This is a genomic window from Actinomycetaceae bacterium MB13-C1-2 (assembly GCA_035621235.1).
Classification (GTDB): domain Bacteria; phylum Actinomycetota; class Actinomycetes; order Actinomycetales; family Actinomycetaceae; genus Scrofimicrobium.
On sequence record CP141731.1, the window covers coordinates 2294901 to 2312700 of the forward strand.

Consider the following 17800-nt stretch of genomic DNA (forward strand, 5'->3'; position numbering starts at 1 on the left):
GGCCGTTATCTGCTACTTGATTCCCTGGAAGGCGAACTTGAACTGTAGTTCCCCTGCAGGGATTCGGAACTCTTCATGTGGCCTGGCGCCCCATGAATCATCACCAGCAACACCCCGGCGAACCAGGGCGGGACGGATGAAAGTGTTCAAGATCGGTGGAAGCTCGTTGTGGTGCGACGCATTTTCGATCTCGAATGGACTCCACGGCAACGCGGAGAACTCCATGGGCACTTCCGCTTCAAACCGTAGACCATGGCCTTTCTCATCGGTGACCTCTGCCCAACGGACCTCGGTATGGTTTCCTGACTCCTGCGGGCGTAAATACTCTGCGAGTTGATCATCCACCGATTGCTGGTAGACACCCAGACGGCCGCCACCTTGACGATCAGAGTATGTTTCTTGCGGGCCATCGCCGTACCAGGTCAGTACAGAAAGATCAGCATCCGTCTTGAAGATCATTCCGAACTCGGGAAGCTCCGGAAGTGATTCGTCTGCTCGGAGAGTTTCAGTGACCTCAATGCGTCCCTCACCGTCAACCGCATACTCAATCTCGCACTGACTCGGTGGAATGGTTGGAAGATCGTATGTGTATGTGACTACCGCCAAACCATCACGCATCTCAAATCTGGGGCTGTCAGCCGATTGATCCACCTTCGCATAGCGAGAAGCAAGCAACCACTGTCCATCCTCGAACGAGGATTTCCATCCGCGTTCATTCGACGTGGGCGCATGCCAGAAGTTCGCCGTGGGAACGGCTTTCAAGAGCTCGCCTCCCCGATCAGACGTGACGCCGTACTTGTAAGAGCTAAGGCCGCCCTGTAGACGGGAAAACAACGCCGAGAAATTCGGCCCGTGAACCCCAATATTGTGGATTCCCTGAACTACCTGAGGTTCTCGTCGCGCGATGGCCGAAGCGGCAGTGTCAACCTTGATAACTCCCTGCTCACTCGCGACCTCGTACGCCGCTTCAGCGTATGAGGTTGGCTCCCGAAGTTGGAAGGAGACGTCGACGACGTACTCCCCTGCTTCTGTGGGAACTTCGAAGGGGAACGGGTACTTCTTGGTCTCACCCGGGGCGACGTCAGTATTGACGATACCGGCCTCTAGAACCTCGTCTTCCTCGCACAGAGTCACCACGCACTCAAATGCGGAAGTATTCGTGAAGTTATAGCGATTCGTGACGCTGAATCCCTTATCCTCCACCTCTCCACGGATACCCTGGTAGAGATACTTGACCTCTTGCATGAAGGGTTTCGGCGTGTGGTCAGCGAAGAAGATGCCGTTCCCACTGAAGTCACTGTCGTGCGGGGCCTCGCCGTTGTCCCCACCATAACCGAAGTATTCGTTTCCGTACCGATCCTTCATCAGGATCGCCTGGTCAGCGAAGTCCCAGATAAATCCTCCCTGGAACCTCGGCTCGCGATATGCGAGCTCAATGTAGCGATCCACCGAACCGAGCGAGTTGCCCATGGCGTGCGCGTACTCGCAGAGGATGAAGGGCTTGTCGAGGTTTTCCTCCAGGAACTCCTCAATCTTGGCGGCCGGAGTGTACATCTGGCTGTATACGTCCGTGGTGTCGGGATAGCGTGGATCCCAGGTGATTCCCTCGTAGTGAACTGGACGGGAATCGACGCTGCGGAAGTAGTTTGAGACCTCAAGAATGTCTGTTCCACCGTACGACTCATTTCCACAGGACCAGATCACGATACTGGGGTGGTTCTTGTCGCGCTGGTACATGCTTGCGGCACGATCCAGTAATAATGGCAACCAGACCGGATCATTGCCGGGAACTGCCGCCTCATCAGGGAAGTCCGCGTAGCGGATCAGATCCCACAGTCCGTGGCTCTCCAGATTCATTTCGTCGATGACGTAGAAACCATACTCGTCCGCTAGCTCGTACAAGAATGAGTTGTTCGGATAGTGACTGGTGCGAATCGCGTTTAGTCCCGCTCGCTTTAGCGCGATTAGGTCGGCCTCGGTCTGTTCCCGGGTCATCACACGCCCATCGAGGCCAAAGTCGTGCCTGTTAACTCCAAAGAAGACGATGCGCTCACCGTTAATCTTCAGTAGGCCGTCCTCGATTCCGAAACGACGCACCCCGACGCGAATGGGAATGTACTCAGTGGCGACCCCTGCCGTGTCGAGGACCTTGACCCATCCCTCGTACAGGTACGGGTCCTCGGAACTCCACAGGCGCGGATCAGGAATGTGGGCGGTAAACAACCCCTGTCCATCCTGGCTAAACTCGCCTACACCGTCTAGCGAGACAGTCGCAGATCCCTCACCTTGTAGCTCAACCTCAACACGAACTACCGCATTCTTCAGATCGGAAGGAAGGTCGACGCCGACCTTTACGTCACGTGCGTGCACCTTTGGATAGGTACGCAGGACGACGCTACGGAACAAACCAGAGAAACGATAGAAGTCCTGGTCCTCAAGCCATGAGCCCGAGCACCACTTGACGACCTCGGCAGCCAGTTTGTTCTCCCCATCGACCAGATAGGGAGTTAGATCGAACTCGGAAGGTGTGAAGGTGTCCTCCGCATATCCGACGTAGTGCCCATTGAGCCACACGACAAGCGCGCTCTCAGCACCATTAAAGGTGACGGTAACACGCTCCCCTTCCTCCAGTTCGCGTTCGAGGACGAAATCCTTGACGTAGCAAGCCGTCGGATTAAACTTCATCGGAGCATTCGGGGGCGCAATCTCCTCATTCCCATCCCACGGATACTGAGTATTCGCATACTGCGGACGATCGTATCCCTCCATCTGGATATGGGCGGGAACCCGTATGTCGTCCCATTCAGAGGTATCAAACTCAAGTGATTCAAACCCCGCCGGCGCACTGTTCGGGTTCTTCGCATACTGGAACTTCCAAAGACCATCCAGTGATTGCTCATAGCTGCTTACATCCCTTTGGGACTCTTTGGTATCAGCGAACCAGCGGTGGTCGGAATGGGCGGGCAGCCGACCTTCGGAAACAAATTCGGGGTCGGACAAGACAGCGGGGTCGAACATTACTTAACAGCTCCCATAACTCCGTTAGCGAAACTCTTTTGAAGAACAAGGTACCGAGATACCGTCAGCACTTTGAAGTGTCCTATGTGACTCTTAGCCGCGACTGACGTGTACGAATCAGCCTCATTCTTCTACTCGTCACCATTGATAACGTTATCACCAACAGTCCAAGGGTAGGTCTGATGGCAGCCTGGCATCACTCATAGACTATTGCGGTTCTGTAACAATAGAGCGTCTCGGGATTTTGGAGGGATCATGAATGCACGGCAAAGGAAGAGTGCTTCCCTGGGTGACGTTGCACGTCTAGCTGGCGTTTCACCTCAGACTGCATCTCGCGTTTCAACCGGCTCAAATCTCGTCACACCGAAGACAGAAGCGAAGGTACGAGCCGCGATGGAGCAGTTGGGATATGCCCCAAATCAAGCGGCTAGAGCACTTCGTAAGGGAGCGTACAAGGCTGTCGGAGTCGTTACCCAACAGCTTGAGCGAACTGGCGAATCACTCACCACGGCCGGAATCGTGGATGAGGCCGCACGGCACGGGTACACGGTAACCGTGGTGCAGATCGGTCAGCCGGATACCGATGCTCTAGATGAAGCCTTGAGTCGACTATGGGTGCTGCCTATTGACGGATTGATAATGGTGAGAATCGGTCGAGCTTCAGTTGACCGGATCAAGCTTCCGCCACACTTGCCCGTTGTCTCGCTCGATTCGCGTCTTGCGGGTGTTTACCCCACCGTAATAGGCGACTCTCCCGAAGGAACAGCCGAAATAGTCCGCTATCTGGCTGGGATGGGGCACAAAAACATACACCACGTTATGGGCGCTTCAGACTCAGATTCGGCCGTCGTTAGGCGTGACCAGTTCACAAAGTCCATGGAGGAACATGGGCTGGAAGTTGGGGGCATCTGGCAGGGCGACTGGACGGTCGAGTCGGGCTACCATGCCGGAACAATGATCGCGAAGGATGACAAAGTCACCGCCGTGTTCTGCGCGAACGATGAGATGGCATTCGGCGTTGTCAGGGCTCTTCAGGACGCAGGGCTACGTGTCCCCGAAGACATTTCGATTGCTGGGTTTGACGGCACAGAAATATCTGAGTTCTCCATCCCACCTCTGACCACGATTCATCAAGACTTCCGCTACATCGCGGAGGTAGCACTCGGACGACTAATAAACGAGATCGAGCTCGGAGAAGCTCCAGACCTTATGCCGTTCGTGAAGCCCGTTACGATGGTGATCCGTGACTCCACAGCACCGCCAAATCCAAGCCGGCTCTAGCAAGACGATTTGTTGCTCCAGCGGGTGCGGGCTTCGGTAGTGATCGTACTCATAGACCAATCAAAACCACTAAGAAATGTGGATGCCCAGAGGAGTACGCGGGCGGATTACACGTTCGTCAGATCAGACGGCGAGCAACTATTCTGTGGTCGTCGGATGATGTCGGAGAGATCAGGGTTAGGTGATGGGAAAAACCGAGTCCAGCGCCAGCGGAAGAAGCCGCCGAGGACCTGGCCGTCCCAAGGCCGGAAGTGAGGACAAGTCAGCTCGTATCCTCGAAGAAGCACTCAATCTGTTTTCGCGAGTCGGTTACGACGGTGCTTCGCTCGAGGACATTGCTAGAGCCTCCGACCTGTCAAAAGCAGGCTTGCTGCACCACTACCCGTCTAAGGAAGCATTGTTTGCCGCGGTCCTAGAAGAACGTGACAGACGTTCGACTCTGACGATCACCGAGACTCTCGGTCTTCCCGTTGACCGCCAGACGCTACCTTCCGGCCTAGAAGTAGATGCCTGGGAGGCTCTCAGGTCTTGGGAGCATGTCCTGGAAGAGAACTTCCGTAATGTGGCGGGCACCTCGTTGTACGTAACGCTTGGTTCCAGTGTTACCAATCCTGACCATCCTGCGCACGAGTGGTTCACCACTCACCTATCCGTATTTCTCAACACGTTTTGCGAGGTACTTGAACAGGGCAAGAAACGGGGCACAGTCGACCCTGCCGCTCCTTCTATGCAAATTGCTCGTATTCTGGCCGCGGTTTCAGATGGCCTTCAGTTGCAGTACCTCGCCCATGTCACGGACCTGGAGAGCGGAGACGAAAAGTCGTTGAAAGCGCTGGATACGGACATCGTCAGCGAGGCTCATTTGGTCATTCAGATGATCGAAGATCGCTGGAGAATCAGATAACTAAACCCTGATCAGAAACTTGTTGGGGTGCAATGAGGGCGGGTGGCGCAGGTTTCCCGTCACCTGCACCACCCGCCCCGTCATTTGCGACAGCCGGAGAACGACTCCTTAGCTGTCTGCGGTCTGTGTCCCTCCCTGATTAGACGAGTCCGGCTTACTCGGTCCGTCATCGCTATCGGTCGAACTCCCACCAGGTGTCTGAGGGGTGGCCGAACCCGCATCGCCGTGGGTTGCTTCCACCGCCTGTTCGGCGGCGGCCGTGGCCGCTTTAGCCTTGCGTTCGGCCTCCGCTAGTTGTGCATCTGCCTTGGCTTCATCGGCGAGTGCCTGCGCCGCAACCTCAAGCTTCTTGGCCTGAGCCGCAGTCTGTTGTGCCTGCTGCGCTGCCGCTTGGGAAGCCGCATCCAGATCCGCGGGGAGCACCGTAGAAGCAACTGCTTCTGCGGATGCCTGAGGAACAGGAACATGCCTCGGCCTGCTTGCCCGGGTCGGCTTCACCTGTTCGGTGTCTACAGCTGTGGCAACCTGGCTCGCTACTGCCGTAGCAACGGAAGTTGTGCCTGCCGAGGCGGCCCCTTGCACCTTTGCTGCCGCCAACTCTTCTGGCGTCGGTTCTCCTCTGTGTTTCTTGATGTCGTCATACTCCGGCGGCAGCATGATTCGGTCATTCGGCGAGTAGAGACGCTTGACGGGTAGACCCATGGGGTTCTGGCCCTCGGCCATCATTTCACTTGGTACGTTCGACAGAACCTTCTGAGGCTTCTTGAGTCCCTCAAGCTCCCATGTGAAAGGAGCGAAGGTATTCTTTGGATCGACCCAATCGTGTTTCTTGGACTCCTGGTAGATCCAGATACAGAGCGCCAAAACCACCGCGATAATCACCAGAATAATCGTCACGTAAGTGGTACCGGATCCGACCTCCTTCTTGACCTGTTCTGGAGGATACAAAGCCAAGACAATACCAAACACCGACGCTGCCAACCCAATCCCTGCAACGATCCAGGCACCGATCATCCCACCGGGTACTACGAAAGTCCGAGGACGGTTCGGTTGCTCATACCGAAGTCGCAGGAACGAAACGAACATGAGGACGTAGTAGACCATGTACAGGATCGTGACCGCCTGAGTTACCAGGATCACGAATCCCTCTACGTTCGGAAGGAGGAAGACAACGAAAGCGATCAGGGTCATACCTGCCATCTGCAGGTACATCAGGCGCGAAGGCATGCCGTGCTTGTTATTGTTCTGCAGAACCTTCGGGAGGAAACCACTTCGACCAGCCTGACCCAACATAAAGGAGGGGCCGGCGAGGTTCGTGATCAGGTTTGCCATTCCGGCGCCAAGGCCGAGGTACACAAACACCATATACAGCCAGGGCATGCCGATGGTCTCGCCCAGTGCCCGATAGGTGGCAAACAACGTGTACAGGACGTTGATGTCCTTATTGGGAATCACCATCGCGATGATCAGTGTTCCAACAATGAAAATGACCAGTGACAGGATCATGGCGATAAACATTGCGATTGGGAACTGCTTGCGGGGGTTCTTCAACTGCTTAATGTGCGCAGCGTTCATATCGATGCCCGCAAATGAGAACAAAACGCCTGCCGCCAACGCGAGCGAAGTAAAGTTCTTGACGGGTGGCACCAGTCCCGACGGAGTGAAGTCGATGTTCGGTTTATTGCCCTGCATCAGCCAAACGACCGCAAGAATGGTCATTACTGCGAGCGGCAGGAACGTTCCTAAAAGAACACCGTACTTCGCAACGCCAGCAAAAACCTTTACGCCCTTGGTCGCAACCCAGCAGATTGCCCAGTAATAGACCAACCAGCCGCACATGATAAGCAGTTCGTGCGAGGGGTTCTCGGCAAACTTCACCGCACCCTCAAAGTCGGAGGTGTAGAACTTGATCGTCGCCGAGGCGCTAGGGATGCCAGAACCAAAGTTGAAAGTTGTTTGAAACCAAAGGATCAACAGACAGGTGAACGCCCAACCCTTACCCATCCCCTCGCCAACCCAACGAAAGATACCGCCTCGCTGGGACCAGCCGGATGCCAATTCGGCGGCAACCAGACCAGTCGGAAGAAAGAACACAATTGCACCGATGGTGAAAAGCGTGACAGAAGACAGGCCATAAAACGCCTGCTGAACATCGTTGCCGATTCCGGCGACGATGGTCACATTCATCATCACCAGGGCGAGCGTCGTTATATATCCTGAGCCGCCGCCAGTTGGTTTTGCGCCCACGGCTCCAGCTTTGGCGCTGGTCGGGGAGCTCGTTTGAGAACTCATTTTCATTGCCTTTCGCGTGGCGAAGAAGACGGGTGGGTGGGCACTTGATGGGAACTCTAGCCCACCCACCGGCTGCTATTGCCGAACCAGTGCTGGTCCGTGCCTATAGCGGATCGAAGCTGCTCCAGTAGGGCAGGATGATGGGATCTGTTCCAAAGACCTTCTGTAGCTCTTCGGGAAGCAGATCCTTACGAACGGCAACCTCATAGACAAAGTTGTCGAACCATTCGTCGCTCATGACGTAGTACCCGTTGTCACCGACCTTCTGCCCGTGAACGTCAGCACCCCACGAGTTCTCTACCTTCCACCTACGGGGCTTCCCGTCAACGATGTCAACTCCGGCGATCGTCATGGCGTGAGTGGGTAGTGAGTCGCGCATCAGGTAACGCTGCGCCTTATCCATGGTGAACTCGACACCGAAAAGTTCATCGAAGCTGAACAGGTCCATGTCCATAACTCCGTTATGAATGTCGGTGTGCTGCATTACGTCACAACCGAACCAAATTGGTTCACCGGCCTGAAGTTGCTTGAGAGCGACCGCTTTCAGATCGTCCATGCTGACATTCAGATAGCGGTTGGGTCGACCCTGGATGATCTCATTGGACATCTCGATACCAAATACCCGGTTGTAGGGCATGGACTCGATCGGAACATTGATAACCCCGACGTAGTCATCAAGATTGATCGGAACGTACTTGGCCAGAAACTCCAGTGGAGTTAGGCCAAAGTCTGAATGGTACTTGTCGTCCTTGTCCCTGTACTCAAAATCAATGGTCTCCGGAGGAGTTCCAAGGGCCACCGAGAGTATCCTGTAAACCTCGTTCAGCATTCTTTCGCGAACCGAGTCAAGTTCCGCCTCCGAAGCCTCCTTCTGCACCATTGTTCTTAGCTCTAGTGCGTCCTGACGAAGCTTCTTGTTGAGGATAGTGTCGAGTTCGGACGAGTTGATACTAGCGTGGGTCTCGTCCATCCACTTCTTCGGAATCACGCCGTATTTCTTCACGATCGCGGCGATGATGTCGAAGTCCCCTCCGTCCTGTTGAGGGGTGTTCAGAAGGAACGTAACTCTCCGGTCTGACAGCGGAGCATCGGCGGAGTCGATAATCTGCTGATGAAAGAAGTTCGACTTCTCAAGCTTGTCGTAGAAGAACGTGTAGTTCTGCGACAGTTCGAAGGATCCGTGGGTCAAGTTAAGATCTTTTTCTATATGCCAACGCAAAGTGTTTAGACAGGCGTACATCCAACAGCGCCCGGACTGGTTCTGATTGGCAACAGCCTCAGAATCGACGTCAATTGAGAAAACGTACTGATCCCTTGCGACCACGTCGGCGTTCTCACACGAATCCAAGATTCCGTTTTTCATCGTGGCACGCTGCGCCACATGCTGCGTCTCCGCTTTCGCGTATTCATCCCTCATTTTCTTAAGGGCATCTTTGGTAAGCTCCATTGAGCTACTCCTTCACTTGTATTTGTTAGGTGTGGTGGTTCCGTGGGTGCCCGATCCCGGCCAAGAGAGTGGGCGCCCACGGAGTCCTTTGTTAATCGAGAACGGTCCAGGGCTGGGACGGTCTCGATTCCAGATATCCTTCCTGCCATGCCCAAAGAGGGTGTTCGCGCAGGAACTTGTCTGCGTCGAATTCACCGCCATCGGCCCGTCCGTACCGACCCCAGATCCTTACGCCCAGAATGTCATCTGCGTCCGCGGCTTTCCCGTCGACGGAACCCGCCGGGTAGAACGGGACATTCCACACCGCATTTGGATCATCGGCGTAGTACATGGGATCAACGTCGTAATACGAGCAGACACCGCGTGAACTCGGATTCTCATACCCCAAATATGGGTCGTACTTGTCGGCAAGAATCTTCTTTGCGACGTCGGTATCAATTTTCCCGTGATACTGGTCGAGCAGTTGCATGAGTCGCTGACGTCTTGCCCCGGTCTGCTGACGAGGATCATTGAAACCAACATCCGCACACTCAAGATTGCGGATTCGCGGATCGAAGGTCGCGTTGCAGCCAAAGAATGACCCATCAAAGGTGCGTTCGAGGGACTGGTAGATCAGTCCTTCCTCGTACCTGGCTATCTCCCCTGTATTGGCGTCGGCGACAAGCCAGGCGTTCGCGTAACCGCCGTTATTGTCCTTGTTTAGCGTAGCGACCCACTCATCGATGGAACCTGAAAACTGAACGGCATTCCGGGCACGAACGTACTCGGGCACTCGCTTTTCGTCGTATCCGCGAAAGCCCGCCAGTGTCGTCTCGGTGATACCAAGTCCAGCTGAATTGACATAGAAATCAGTCATTGACGCGAGATAGCCTGCGACAGTCTGCATTGTGAACGCGTGGCCCTCGTCAGGGTGAATATGCGCGGCAATATTGAAGTATTGACCAGACCAGAACTCGTCAAAGCTCTCGTGCGCAATCACGACTTTCCCATTGGTGGTCGCCGAGCCAGTGGCGACAATGCCCGAGCAGTGCGAACCGCGAGGGCCCTGCGGGGGGTTCTTCGAGTACTGTGCGGCCACGGTAGGCCACCAGTAGTCAGTAAGCTCCATCCAAGCGTTCCAACCGATGAGATCATCGACGGAGGTTTCGGTGCCCGCGGCAGTGAAACCATCTGCCATGCCTTCCAGTTCCTTCATCAGGTACTCGGGAATCTTGTCCCTGTGCATCTTGGCCGCGGACTCAACGAAGAATGAGTAGTCCATTCCAAAGCACTGGAGTGTCATGTAGGTATAGGTTCTCAGCGCTTTCGCGTACTGCTCTGCCAGCAGGTAGCCGTGCTGAAACCCAAGCGAGTACGGGTCGCCGTAGGTCTTGACGTGATACCAGCCGTCCTTCTCTTCAAGAGAAGCACGATCGACAATCGCCTGCTGGTCAGACGTTAGTTCAGCCATTGTCAGTTCCTATCTTCCAGTGGTCCAGTCAGTTCTGTTTCGGTCACACCGTTGTTGAAATACGTCCAGGGCTGGGAAGGACGGGACTTCAGGTACCCCTGTTGCCAGTTGAACTGCGGATGCTGGCGCAGATGCTCATCCGCATCAAAGACCGTTCCGTCGGCACGTCCGAAACGGCCCCACATACTCATGTTCAATACGTCGGTTGCGGTAGCGAGTTTGGCGTCCACCGATCCGAACGGATTGAACGGAACTCCGTGAGACGAGAGGAAGTGGAGCGGATCAGCGTCGTAGTGCGAGCAGATAGTCCGCATTGAAGGGTTGTTGAAACCAAGGTAGACATCGTAGGTGTCAGCAATCATGGCCTTCCCGACTTCGGCGTCGATGTGGCCGTGGTGCTGATCAAGGAGGTTCATCCATCGGACCCGTCGAGCTCCCGTAGGCCATCGAACGTCGTCATAGCCATAGTTTCCACATTCAAGGTGCATGATTCTCGGATCGCCTGGGGCGTTATCTCCGAAGTAAGACCCGTTACGAGTGGTGACTAAGTTTTGATAGATCAACCCCTCCTCGTACCTGGCGATCTCGCCAGTGTTCGCATCCCCGATCAACCACGAGTTCGCATACCCGCCGTTGTTATCCCGATTCAGGGTGTCCACCCATTCGCTAATGGTCTTTGCGTACTGCGTCGCCAACCTTGAGCGCACGTACTCGGGCGAGCGCGAAGCATCATAGCCCTGGAAGGCACCGATCGTCGTTTCAGTCACGACCAGACCGGCAGAGGTCACCCAGAAGTCGGTAAACGATCCGACATACCCGGGAACCGACTGCATAACCATCCTCGATCCCTCGGTTGGGGTCAGGTCAAGCAGTAGGTTGAATGATTGGCCGTTCCAGAAATCATCGAAGCTGGTGTGCGCGATGACGAGTTTGCCGTCAACGGTCGCAGATCCCGTGGCAACAAATGCCGAGCAGTGAGAGTCCTTCGGCGACTTTGGGCCGGACTTTGCGTACTTCGATGCGACGGTTGGATACCAGTAGCCCGTGAGTTCCGTATACGCATTCCAGCCAATGATGTCATCGTAGGTCGCAGGCACTCCGGCCGCCGTCAGTCCGGCAGCAATGCCCTTCATTTCGTCGGCGATTTCCTCTGGGATTTTATCCTTGTGGAGTTCGATGGCGTGCTCTTGGAAAAAGTCGTATGTCAGACCGTAGTTCTGATACGTCATTGCTCGCGTTACCCGCAGAGCTTCGGCCCATTCGTCTGCGACCAGGTAGCCATGTTGGAACCCTCGCGCGAACGGCTCGCCCTTGACTCGCAGATAAATCCAGCCGTTTATTCCTGATCTACTTGCCTCTTGGAGCCACTGCTCTTGTTCGCCAGTAAGTCTTGCCATCGCTGATTACCCACTTCCCTACTTCGTTGTACCCGGGGTCGCCGGGGGTGAAACGGCGCAGTTCTGCCGCCCAGGATCACCGAGGAAAAACCTCATCAACGGGGTGTCTCCCCTTGCGATGTGGTCCTTGATGTCCTGCTGATAGACGATGTCATATGCTTTTCGACGCGCCCAGATCGGGAATCCAACCGCCACCATTGCCGCACCAACCAGGACCTGCCACCATCCGAGAGACGGAATCTGAATCAGCGCCGTCACAATTGCGAGGATTGGGATAGTCGGTCCGAGAGGGAGTTTCATTCCGGGAGTGGCCCACTTCTTCAGTCCCATCTTCAGTGCGGTAACATCCACTATCACCATTGCCGCAATCGCCGCCACGTTACAGAACACGACGATTATCTTTAGAGCTTCCTTCCCGATATCGGGAAGGACCCCGATTAGCAGAAGAACAAGGGTAATCACTGCGGTCATGGCAACAGATGAGATCGGATTACCCGCCTTGCTTAGTCGTCCCAGTTTTGATGGCAGGTCGCCGTTGCCGGACATATGCACTAGAAGATCGGAGTTTCCAAGCATGTTGGCATTGGCTCCCGAAAGTGTTGAGACACACGCAGCAATTGCGACCAGGTAGGCGCCCCAGTCCCCCACCAGGGCCTTTGCTGCGATCGTAAGTCCGTGTTCGGCAAAGCCATCGGCGCCGGTCTGCTTCGACATGACCAAAGCAATGGCAACGCCAATGTAAACGACTGCAACAACGCCTAACGAGGTAATGATCGCTTTTGGCACAGTCTTCTGCGGATTCTTCACAGACCCTGACATGTTCGTGATCACATTGAATCCGGTATAGGCGGTGAACAATAGCGCCGTAGTCGACCAGATAGAGGACGACCCGTGCGGGATCATGTTGCTAAGTTCTGCCGGAGCAAAGTGAATAAACCCAAAGACGACCAGCAGCAAAAGTACGGCAAGCTTGAACGCAACCATCGCGGTTTCAGCCTTACCAACCAGTGCGGCAGGACCAAAGTTGAGCAGTGCGAGAAGCACGGCAGCGCCCAGCGCAAACCAGATCGACTGTCCCTTTAGGTCCGGGAAGAAGGTCATTAGGTAGTTTGCAAACGACATCAAGACATATGCGATACCGGTGACGCCGCAAATGTAGAAGGCCCACATCGCCATGAAACGCCACATCGGAGACAACTCGGTTGCGATCGGGGCGTATCCTGATTCGCCTGGCTTAGCTCGCGAGGCGACCGCAGCGAAGCACAGCGCGGAAAGAAGCATCACGAGACCGGCGAGAATGTAAGAAATGATTGCGCCGGGACCGGCTTCTTGCACAACCATGCCGGAAAGAGCAAAAACACCGCCGCCGACCATCGTTCCCACCGCGAATGCGATGAGTGGGATCATCCCTAAGGTCTTGCCCTTACTACTACTGGCGTCCACTTATGTCGCCTCCTAGCGCCTGTGCATTCCCCGATTGGGGTATCTGATGCTCAGAGCGTAGGTCAGCCCTTCCCCTTGAATCGTCAGCCGGGGTTACTTCACCCTCTCATTTCCCCCCTCGGTCTAAAAGGCGGAAACGTTCGACGATTTCAAGGGCGTCTAGGCGGTCAGAAGCGCCCAGTTTTCGATAGAGGGTTTTTAGCTGCGATCGCACAGTTCCGACAGTGACAAACCTGGCCTCGGCAATCTGGCGATTTGTCCGTCCAAGGGAGAGCATTTCCAGAATTTCTCGCTCACTCGGAGTGAGCCTGGGGTCTTCGACCCAGCGAATTGCGCGCTTGTCCTCGATGGAGTCCTCAAACACCTGAGAAAGCATCTGTGGAATCTGGTCCGAAAGTGCCCTCAGTGCATCAAATGCAGCCTGAGGAACAAAACGAAGAGCAAATCTAAAGAGCCGTGGCGCCGGATACTGACGCCATACTGTCTTCAGTGAGAGAACTGACCTTTCTTGATCGCCGCGCAGAGCCTGTGATGCGGCTGTGATCGTCCATGCGTAAACAGCAAGTCTGGGCGGGATGGGCCAATCGATCGATTCAAAAGTCGCGTAGGCGGCATCCGCGTCGCCCTCCCACTGTGCCAGGGTCATACGCGCTAACTTGGCGAATACATCGTCGTAGGTGGAGAGGGAATCAACCCAAGCCCTTGCCTTATCGCCGGCGCCGATACTGGCGAATGCGATGACTGCAGCCAAGACAAGAAAGCTACTGGGCCTGCCGTCATCCCAAGACCTGGAACTGCGAGAGAGCTTCATCTCGATCTCGCTGGCGCTTAGTTCGTCTGGCGAGGCTACTGCCCAACCAACTAGAATCAGCGCGTCAAGTGCGGATCTCGAGACGCCGCTATCGTGCGCAATAATGGGGCGTAGAAATCCGAAAGCTTCGCCATCTGCGCCCTCTTCAAGATCGACTAACGGTTGTGCTTGGGAATGAGAATCAGTAGAAGGTCGCTCTCCGGTAGGCGACATTGATCGAAGACCGTGCAGGTCTTGCTCGGTTACCAGGCTCACGTGCTCGTAGAAGTACAGCCGATCCTTTGGGTCACTGTACCTGACGATCGCCTCGGCCAGTTCGAGGGCCTCATCGTGCAGATCTGCCTGAAGCGCTGACCAGTAAGCCAAATAACAGGCACCGACGGAACGAATTCGGGCAGCATCGTCTATCGGCTTACGGGCACTCTTCGCTGTGTCGACCAACTCGATTACGTGCCTCACGTAGCGTGAGGCTTCCCCGCGATGACCGGCCAAGGTAGCGCCGTAAGATAACAGGCCTCCTCGTTCGATTTCCTCGTAGGTACTGGTCGCCTGCCAACCGCGAAGCCTCTGGAATGCGGCATCTGCTTCGGCCCGCAGTTCCGGATCAAATCCGTGGCTTCTGAGTCGGAGTTCTGTCTGCAAAAGAGTCAGTGCCGGTGCCCGCGCCGGGTCGACGGAAGCTTCTTCCAGGCACCGCGTTGCCCACTGGTCGCAGAACATAAGGAACCAGCGGAAGTTTCTTCTCACCAGTTCCTCGGCTTGGACCACGCTCCCCGTCTCCAGAAGGTAAATCAGTTGTGCTGCGATCCGTCCACTTCTGCGGACATCAGCCAGACCACTCCCAAGTCGAGCCGCCTTGGACGCACTTGGTTCACCCTCGGCAATGGCTCGCCACACATCACCGCGCCAACCCCATTGTTCAACCCGCAGTTCGTCGTCGGAATCCCGGTCGAACAGCGGAATACTAGAAAAACGAGTGACCATCGAGGTCGCCAGTTCGTGCGACATGTCATCGCCGGCAAGAAGATCTGCCGAAACGGCTCGGAACCGCCGCGCTTCTCGCAGCGCCTTCCCAATTGGGTATTCTGAAAGCCTGGTCTGTTTGACAGCCCCATCTAGCAGACCTAGGAGCCGGAGCTCGATCCGCGGATCCGTCGCCACCCATGTTCCCACGTGGCCGGGAGCCGTCATGCGTTCGATGTGCTGGCCTACGAGATAGGGGCAGCCCTTCTCGCGTTTACCGTCCAGAAGAAGATCATTCAGCATCCCGTCATCTCCGAGCAATTGGCGAAGCGCCGAGAGTTCCTCCGCGTTGAAGCTGAGTTCTCCCTCGTTCATCACCAAAGCATCTGCCAGGATTGACTTTGCTTCGCTCTCTTCTGGCTCAGAGAGTTCGGCCAACGAGCCCCGGTCCAACGGAGGATATCCATACGTTCCCACGATGCACCGCACCCAGGGGCGCGCGGCCAGCACCACGGCCAGTTCCCCCCAAAAGGAGTCATCGGCTCCTGCGTCGCGTCCGTCTAGAAAGCAGATTACGTCGCCAGCACCGCCGCGAACGCCATCCAGAATCGATCCGAGATCCTGGATTCCGCGAGCCCAATGCAGCTTTAGGTCGGGCCTGGTCCTGGACAGATAGTCGGCAGACTGCTCTTTCCAGGTCCGTTTCCCCCAACCTGGAAGCGCAGCAAGTACAAGGAGTTGCGGAAGATCAGCCCACAGGCTCTCAAAGCGCGAACGATAAAGAAGTTTTGAAGAGGTAACTGGGATCTGACTTGGTTGCCACCAGTGCGGCTGAACTATCTGGTTCGACCGAGCATGGAATCCGTCATCGCCCATGCGCAGGACCTCGCTCTCGTCACGCACCCTCAGGACTCACCATACCGTCGAGGAACATTCTTGCCCCTTTAGCAGCGCCGATAATGTTCGCGCAGCCAGAGACGAGACGGCCCAAATCTTGGTCACTCCAAGGGAAATGGCGAGTACCACTACTTGTTTGTAGCACGCGACGAGTTTATTTGAGGACGGTGTCCGGCAAGAGAAATGAAATATCGGTCATCAGCGCGATAGGTAACCCTGCTGTCGGCCGCGAGGCTGACAGCAGATAAGGCGGTTTCCGTTCAGTCGGAACGTGATGATGGGTTCATGAGTGATGCATCTAAACCTCCAGTTTTCACCGAGTCGTTCAGACGTGAACTATACGATCAGCGGGTTCTAGTACTTGATGGCGAGTTAACAGACGATAACGGCATGCTCCTGGCAACGCAGTTATTCTCGCTAGCGACTACCGATCCGCGTTCCGAGATCGCGCTGTGGATTCACTCCCCCGGTGGCTCCGTCCCCGCCATGGTCGCAATTCGCGATCTGATTCATTTGATTCCAAACGAGGTCTCAACTCTGGCACTAGGGATCGCCTATTCGGCCGGACAGTTCTTGCTAACGGCCGGTACAAGAGGAAAACGGCGAGCATTGCCAAATGCCAGGATCCTCATGCATCAAGGCTCTGCAGGCATTGGTGGTTCGACAGTCGACGTGGAACTGCAGGCCGGCGACCTAAGGTATACGCGTGACACGCTACTCAAGCTGACGAGCGAGGATACGGGCCAGCCGATTGAAAAGGTTTTCGAGGATTCTCTCCACGATCACTGGTACTCCGCAGAAGAAGCCCTCGACTATGGGTTCATTGACACCATCGTACAAAGCTTCGAAGAACTCCTGCCCCGGACAAGTGACAAAACATCAGGGTTTACCTCACGGTCTCTGGACGCGAGTTCTGCTGATATCAAGGAGCCAAAATGAGTCAAAGCTACACAATTCCCAATGTGATTTCTCAGAGTCCGCGAGGCGAGCGGATCATGGACGTCTACTCACATCTACTCACCGAGAGAATCATCTATCTCGGCACACCTATTGACGTGGGCGTCGCGAATGCGATCATTGCCCAACTGCTCTACCTTGAGTCATCCAGCACCGACTTTGACATCAATTTCTACATCAATTGCGAGGGCGGCGACCCAAGCGCGATGCTGGCAATCTACGACACCATGCAGTATGTAAAAGCGAGCGTGGCCACTACCTGTGTTGGACAGGCAATCGGTGTAGGAGCGATCCTTCTCGCCTCCGGAACGAGTGGCAAACGCTCGGCACTACCCCACACTCGCGTCGTACTCCATCAACCCAGCAACCAGGGAAGACGAGGAACCATACCCGACCTTATTCTTCAGGCCGACGAGGCGGTGCGACTCCGCTCGGAACTGGAGACCGTGCTGGCATATCACAGTGGACAAACGGCCGAACAACTACGCGCTGATACCGATCACGATCGGGTGTTTACCGCGCAGGAGGCAAAGGATTATGGGCTACTCGATCAGGTAATAACCCAGCGATGACAGATCTTAGGCTGCAAGAGTAAACGAAACTCGACATACAGCGGCCAGAGCACCCGTTGATTGCGCGGTCGGGTACCGTTCAACGACCGATCGTGCCAAGTCGATCGAGGTTACGTCCAGTGCCCCGGCAACGGCTTCGATCATTTCGCTCGACGGGTCCTTGACACCGCGCTCTATCTCAGACAGATACTGCGGGGACACCTTGGCTCTTTTGGCCGTCTGGTCGAGCGTTTCCCCACGTTCGCGGCGCAGGCGCCTGAGTTCATCTCCCATTAGGTGACGCCATAGAGGATGACCATAGCTCACGGAGGTGCCCTCCTCTGAAGTTATCTTGTTCTGCTTCCTAGTGTTCACAGCCATACCTCATC

12 protein-coding genes are annotated in these 17800 nt (G+C 55.5%); 4 read left to right on the plus strand and 8 right to left on the minus strand.

Annotation, left to right across the window (positions count from 1 at the left end):
- Positions 1-12: 12 nt before the first annotated feature.
- On the minus strand, positions 13-3018 hold the full coding sequence (locus U6G28_10220) for a glycoside hydrolase family 2 TIM barrel-domain containing protein (GenBank protein WRS29876.1): 3006 nt from the start codon (positions 3016-3018) through the stop codon (positions 13-15).
- A gap of 255 nt (positions 3019-3273) precedes the next feature.
- On the opposite strand from U6G28_10220, the gene U6G28_10225 reads away from it, so the two are divergent.
- Complete coding sequence (locus tag U6G28_10225) at positions 3274-4299, plus strand: LacI family DNA-binding transcriptional regulator (GenBank protein WRS29877.1); 1026 nt, start codon at positions 3274-3276, stop codon at positions 4297-4299.
- A gap of 184 nt (positions 4300-4483) precedes the next feature.
- On the plus strand, positions 4484-5203 hold the full coding sequence (locus tag U6G28_10230) for a TetR/AcrR family transcriptional regulator (GenBank protein WRS29878.1): 720 nt from the start codon (positions 4484-4486) through the stop codon (positions 5201-5203).
- Positions 5204-5311: 108 nt separating this feature from the next.
- Here U6G28_10230 and U6G28_10235 read toward each other — a convergent pair whose 3' ends face one another.
- The 6 genes from U6G28_10235 to U6G28_10260 all read right to left on the minus strand — a co-directional run bounded on the left by U6G28_10235 (position 5312) and on the right by U6G28_10260 (position 15909).
- Positions 5312-7495 (minus strand): APC family permease, encoded by a 2184-nt coding sequence (locus tag U6G28_10235; GenBank protein ID WRS29879.1) that lies wholly within the window; start codon positions 7493-7495, stop codon positions 5312-5314.
- Between the two features lie 103 nt (positions 7496-7598).
- Positions 7599-8942: a C1 family peptidase gene (locus U6G28_10240; protein ID WRS29880.1), complete on the minus strand. Its 1344-nt coding sequence runs from the start codon at positions 8940-8942 to the stop codon at positions 7599-7601.
- Positions 8943-9033: 91 nt separating this feature from the next.
- Positions 9034-10392 carry a C45 family peptidase gene (locus U6G28_10245; GenBank protein WRS29881.1) on the minus strand — a complete coding sequence of 453 codons (1359 nt, stop codon included), beginning with the start codon at positions 10390-10392 and terminating at the stop codon, positions 9034-9036.
- A 2-nt stretch (positions 10393-10394) separates the two neighbouring features.
- A complete protein-coding gene (locus U6G28_10250) occupies positions 10395-11789 on the minus strand; it encodes a C45 family peptidase (protein ID WRS29882.1) in 1395 nt (464 codons plus the stop codon).
- A gap of 18 nt (positions 11790-11807) precedes the next feature.
- The gene (locus U6G28_10255) at positions 11808-13232 is read right to left on the minus strand and encodes an APC family permease (protein ID WRS29883.1); all 1425 of its coding nucleotides are present in this window, start codon (positions 13230-13232) and stop codon (positions 11808-11810) included.
- Positions 13233-13338: 106 nt separating this feature from the next.
- Positions 13339-15909 carry a helix-turn-helix transcriptional regulator gene (locus U6G28_10260; GenBank protein ID WRS29884.1) on the minus strand — a complete coding sequence of 857 codons (2571 nt, stop codon included), beginning with the start codon at positions 15907-15909 and terminating at the stop codon, positions 13339-13341.
- Positions 15910-16188: 279 nt separating this feature from the next.
- Here U6G28_10260 and U6G28_10265 point away from each other — a divergent pair, with 279 nt between their 5' ends.
- Entirely contained in the window at positions 16189-16842 is a 654-nt protein-coding gene (locus U6G28_10265) for an ATP-dependent Clp protease proteolytic subunit (protein ID WRS29885.1), read from the plus strand.
- Positions 16839-17432, plus strand: coding sequence for an ATP-dependent Clp protease proteolytic subunit (locus tag U6G28_10270; GenBank protein WRS29886.1), 594 nt, complete (start codon positions 16839-16841; stop codon positions 17430-17432). Before U6G28_10265 ends, U6G28_10270 begins: the two co-directional genes overlap by 4 nt.
- 6 nt (positions 17433-17438) lie before the next feature.
- Here the strand turns inward: U6G28_10270 and U6G28_10275 are convergent, their stop codons facing one another.
- Positions 17439-17786 carry a helix-turn-helix transcriptional regulator gene (locus tag U6G28_10275; protein WRS29887.1) on the minus strand — a complete coding sequence of 116 codons (348 nt, stop codon included), beginning with the start codon at positions 17784-17786 and terminating at the stop codon, positions 17439-17441.
- Positions 17787-17800 lie beyond the last annotated feature (14 nt).